The following is a 4,477-nucleotide window of genomic DNA, read 5'->3' as shown; positions in this document are numbered from 1 at the left end:
GGCTCCATCGTCCTCGATGTCGGCGGCGAAAAGATCGGCATCATCGGCGCCACCACCGAAGACACTCCCGAAATCGCCTCGCCTGGCGATGTCGAGTTCCACGACGTCATCCAATATGTCCGCGGCGCTTCCGAAGCGCTCGATGCCGCTGGCGTCAACAAGATCATCCTCCTGAGCCACATCGGCTACAACGAAGACCTCAACGTCGCCGCCTCCCTGCCGCTGGTCGACGTGATCGTCGGGGGCCACAGCCACACCCTTCTCTCCAACACCGCCGAAGGCGCTGCTGGCCCCTACCCGACCATGGTCACCAACCCGGTCGGCGTCGAAGTGCCCGTCGTCCAGGCCAACCAGTATGGCAAATATCTCGGCGACATCGCCATCACCTGGGATGACAATGGCGTCGTCACCAAGGCCGAAGGCGAGCCGTACCTGATCGACGCCTCGGTCGTTGCCAACGAAGACTTCAAGGGCCAGCTCGAAACCCTGCTCGGCCCCATCGAGGAAATGACCAGCCAGGTCATCGGCACCACCACCGACAAGCTCGAAGGCGCCCGCGAAGTCTGCCGCGTGCAGGAATGCTCCATGGGCAATCTTCTGGCCGACGCCATCCTCGATCGCGTTGCTGATCAGGGCGCCACCATTGCCTTCCAGAACGGCGGCGGCGTCCGCGCCTCCATCGACGCCGGCGAAATCACCGTCGGCGACGTGCTGACCGTCCTGCCCTTCTCCAACACTCTCGCCACCGTTCAGGTGAGCGGTGCCGACGTCATCGAAGCCCTCGAAAACGGCGTCAGCGACATCGAAAACGGCGCCGGCCGCTTCGCCCAGGTCGCAGGCCTCAAGTACACCTACACCCTCGCCAATCCCGCCGGCAGCCGCATCAGCGACGTGCTGGTCAAGGGCGAAGGCGACACCTGGGTGCCGATCGACGAGGAAGCCGACTACATTGTCGTCACCAACAACTATGTGCGTGGCGGCGGCGACGGCTACGAGACCTTCGCTTCGGGCGAAAACCCCTATGATTTCGGTCCGCCGCTCGAGCAGGTCGTTGCCGAATACCTCGCCAAGCTCGGCGGCGAATACACGCCCTACCTCGATGGCCGCATTACCGTGAAGTAAGGCTTTTCGCGAAACCAAACACGAAGGGCGCCCATCGGGCGCCCTTTTGCGTTACGTCTTTTGACCGATGCGATGTCCACCAACGGAAAACGCCATGTGCCGCAACATCAAGCCACTTTTCAATTTCGAACCGCCTGCCAGCAAGAACGAAATGCACGAGGCGGCCCTGCAATTCGTCCGCAAGATCTCCGGCTTCAACCGCCCCTCGCAGGCCAACGAGCCAGCATTCTATGACGCCGTGGAAGAGATCGAGAAATCAGTCCGCAAACTGCTGACCGCCCTCGACACCAAGGCGCCACCCAAAGATCGTGACGTCGTCGCGGCTAAGGCTCGCGAACGAGCCCGCGAGCGCTACGGCACAGCCTGAGTTCAGGGCTAGACCCGACGCGCCAATTGCCCCCAGGCCAGCAGGATCACCACTGCGCCGACAATAGCGCCGATGAAATTCGCTCCATCGCCCGGCCCATACCAGCCGATCTGCTGCCCGAGCCAGGTCGCCACCACCGAGCCGACAATGCCCAGCACCGTCGTGAGGATAAAGCCCTGCGGCTTGTTATCGCCAGGGGTGATCCACTTGGCGATCAGGCCGGCAAGAAAGCCAATGATGATGGCCCAGAAAATTCCCATTCAAACGCTCCCAGGATTGGTCGCGCCATAAATTGGAATGGCCTGCCCCCCTTACAAGGGAGGGCCCTAGCCGTGGCCGCCTTCCGACAGAACCTTTTCGGCAAAACCGGGCGCCGCAACCAGATTTGCCAGTCCCCGCAACTGCTCGGTGGTCCCCGCCCCCAATACGCCGTCTATCCGCTCGTTCAGCTCGCGCCACAGGACATACATTTGCTGGGTCTGCTTCAGCCCCTGCTCCGTCAGCACAGCCCGCTTCACGCGCCGGTCGGTGCCATCGACCACCACGTCCACCAGTCCATCGCGTACCAAAGGCCGCAGCGCATGCGTCAGTGCCGAAATCTGGATCGACAGCCGCTTCGCCAGCGCCTGCAGTGACGGGCCAGCCCCGCCCGGCGCCCCACCCATTTCATCGATCCGCGCCACCAGCAGCGCCTGTCCCGATGTCAGTCCCGACGCGGCCAGCGCGTCGTCATAGAGTTGGGTAAGCTGCCGCGACGCCACCCGCAGCGCCGTATGCGTGCAGTTGAGCGGATCATAGGCCTCGGTGCTTTCGACGTCTGCAGGCGTGATTTTTGCCATTGTCATTCTCCATCCAACAAAATAGTTGAGCACATCACCATTGACAAGGATGCGGCCTGATCCCAATTAGTTGAGCACTCAACAATAGGAGCATTCCATGTCCAAGACCGCTCTCATCACCGGTGCCTCCTCCGGCATCGGCGCCGTCTATGCCCAGCGTTTCGCCGCCCGCGGCCACGATCTCGTCCTCGTCGCCCGCCGCGCCGATCGCCTGGCCGATCTCGCCACCCAGCTCCGGCAAGCCCATGGGATCTCGGTCCGCACCATCGTCGCAGACCTCTCCTCGGAAGACGGCATGGCAACGGTCGAAACCGTGCTCCGCACCGAAACCATCGACATCCTCGTCAACAATGCCGGCATGGGCCCGATCGCGCCGACGGCCGTAATGTCTGACGCCGATGCCGCCGCCACGCTCACCCTCAACGTCACCGCCCTGATGCGCCTCACCCGCGCCGCCCTGCCCGCCATGCGCCTCCGCAAGTCTGGCGCCATCGTCAATGTCGGCTCGGTCATGGCCTTCCACGCCCTCCCGGTCAGCTCGCTCTACAGCGCCACCAAGGCCTTCGTACTCACCTGGAGCCGCGGCATCCAGCAGGAGGTCAAGGACGATGGCGTGCTGGTCCAGGCAGTCCTCCCCGCCGGCACCATCACCGAATTCTACGACACCGCCGGCGTCCCCATCGCCAATTTCGACCAGTCCGTGTTCATGACCGCCGAACAGCTCGTCGACGCCGCCCTCGTCGGTCTTGACCGCGGCGAGGAAGTCACCCTCCCTTCCGTCCACGAAGCCGATCTCTGGGCCAACTACGACGCCGCCCGGCAAAACCTCTTCGGCGGCACTCAGAACGGGTCGCCAGCCGCACGCTACAAAGCTGCTTGAATCGAAAAGGCCGCCCCGACAATTCGGAGCGGCCCTCTTTTACTTTGCTGCGACGCAGCCGCACCGACAGTGTCATTCCCGCGAAAGCGGGAATCTCTCGCAGGAGCGAACCGCCCGGTTTACACCCGGTGCTCAGCCCGATCGCGATCCGTCACCGTCGCCAGATCCAGCACCTTCTGGATATTGGTGGCGTGGCGGAAGCTCGGCTCGAGATTCTTGCCTGCCCGCACCGCTTCGGCAAAACGCTGATAGTTCGTCGGCACCGGATCGACCGCAACCTCGGTCCAGGTACCGGTCTCGATGTCGTCGCCAAGGCAGGTGAACAGCTTCGACCAATCGTGGCGATGCTGCACTTCCACCGAGCCCTTTTCGCCATAGACGCGCAGGCGCAGCTCGTTGAAGTGGCCGGTCGCCCAGCGCGTTGCGTGAACCACGCCCAGAGCGCCATTCTCAAGCTGCGCCGTCATGGCAAAGCTGTCATTGGCGTCGAGATCATATTCGCCGATCCGGTTGCCCTCGGCCTTGTCGAAGGTGTGCAGGCGGCAGAACACGTCCGAGAAATCGCTACCGGCGCCATAGGCGGCAAAGTCGAGAATGTGCACGCCGATATCGCCGAGCACGCCGTTGGAACCGTGCTTCTTCGACAGGCGCCACAGCCACTGGCTTTCCGTGCGCCAGTCGCCCCACGCCTTCGACACCAGCCAGCTCTGCAGGTAGCTCGCCTCGAAGTGCTTGACCGCGCCGACCTGGCCCGACTGCACTATCTCGCGCGCTTTTTGCAATTGCGCGACATTGCGATAGGTCAGGTTGACCATGTTGACGAGACCGAGCCGTTCGGCCGTCTCGGTCATTTCCATGGCCTTGGCATGGTCGGTCGCCAGCGGCTTTTCGCAGAACACGTGCTTGCCGGCATTGAGTGCCGCCATGGTCGTCGGATGGTGGATGCTGTCCGGGGTGACATTGGCCACCGCATCGAACTCGCCCCAGCCGATCGCCGCATCGAGCGAGCCAAAGCCCCTCTCGATGCCATGGACCTTGTTGAACGCCTCGACCCGCGCCGGGTCCACGTCCACGCCGCCCACCAGCGTCACGCCATCAATGGCAGCGAAATGCTTGGCATGCTGATTGGCCATGCCGCCGGTACCCAGAATGAGGATACGCATTCTTCTGATTTCCTTGGCCGCCGCAACGACCGCTAAACAGTTTCAATACACCGGGACCGCAAGACGGCCCTCGATACCTACCCCACCGTCATCGCCCGGCTTGTCC

General features: G+C 63.1%; 6 protein-coding genes. 3 read left to right on the top strand and 3 right to left on the bottom strand.

All coding sequences use genetic code 11. The features are described from left to right. Nucleotides 1-1,122, top strand: a 1,122-nt coding sequence (locus ABW043_RS07275; RefSeq protein WP_353920555.1) for a bifunctional metallophosphatase/5'-nucleotidase, incomplete at its 5' end; no start/stop codon positions are given. Nucleotides 1,123-1,216: 94 nt separating this feature from the next. Continuing rightward, entirely contained in the window at nucleotides 1,217-1,489 is a 273-nt protein-coding gene (locus ABW043_RS07270; RefSeq protein WP_353920554.1) for a DUF2277 domain-containing protein, read from the top strand. An 8-nt stretch (nucleotides 1,490-1,497) separates the two neighbouring features. On the opposite strand, the gene ABW043_RS07265 is transcribed toward ABW043_RS07270, so the two are convergent. Next, complete coding sequence (locus ABW043_RS07265) at nucleotides 1,498-1,749, bottom strand: GlsB/YeaQ/YmgE family stress response membrane protein (protein ID WP_353920553.1); 252 nt, start codon at nucleotides 1,747-1,749, stop codon at nucleotides 1,498-1,500. Nucleotides 1,750-1,815: 66 nt separating this feature from the next. Continuing rightward, nucleotides 1,816-2,334: a MarR family winged helix-turn-helix transcriptional regulator gene (locus ABW043_RS07260; RefSeq protein ID WP_353920552.1), complete on the bottom strand. Its 519-nt coding sequence runs from the start codon at nucleotides 2,332-2,334 to the stop codon at nucleotides 1,816-1,818. A 91-nt stretch (nucleotides 2,335-2,425) separates the two neighbouring features. Here ABW043_RS07260 and ABW043_RS07255 point away from each other — a divergent pair, with 91 nt between their 5' ends. Continuing rightward, the gene (locus ABW043_RS07255; protein WP_353920551.1) at nucleotides 2,426-3,208 is read left to right on the top strand and encodes an SDR family NAD(P)-dependent oxidoreductase; all 783 of its coding nucleotides are present in this window, start codon (nucleotides 2,426-2,428) and stop codon (nucleotides 3,206-3,208) included. Between the two features lie 119 nt (nucleotides 3,209-3,327). Here the strand turns inward: ABW043_RS07255 and ABW043_RS07250 are convergent, their stop codons facing one another. Beyond that, nucleotides 3,328-4,371 carry a Gfo/Idh/MocA family protein gene (locus ABW043_RS07250; RefSeq protein ID WP_353920550.1) on the bottom strand — a complete coding sequence of 348 codons (1,044 nt, stop codon included), beginning with the start codon at nucleotides 4,369-4,371 and terminating at the stop codon, nucleotides 3,328-3,330. Nucleotides 4,372-4,477 lie beyond the last annotated feature (106 nt).

The sequence above is a fragment of the Devosia sp. genome (assembly GCF_040509215.1).
Taxonomy (GTDB): domain Bacteria; phylum Pseudomonadota; class Alphaproteobacteria; order Rhizobiales; family Devosiaceae; genus Devosia.
The sequence above is the reverse complement of the archived record's forward strand: the minus strand, read 5'-3'. Positions and strand labels throughout refer to the sequence as shown.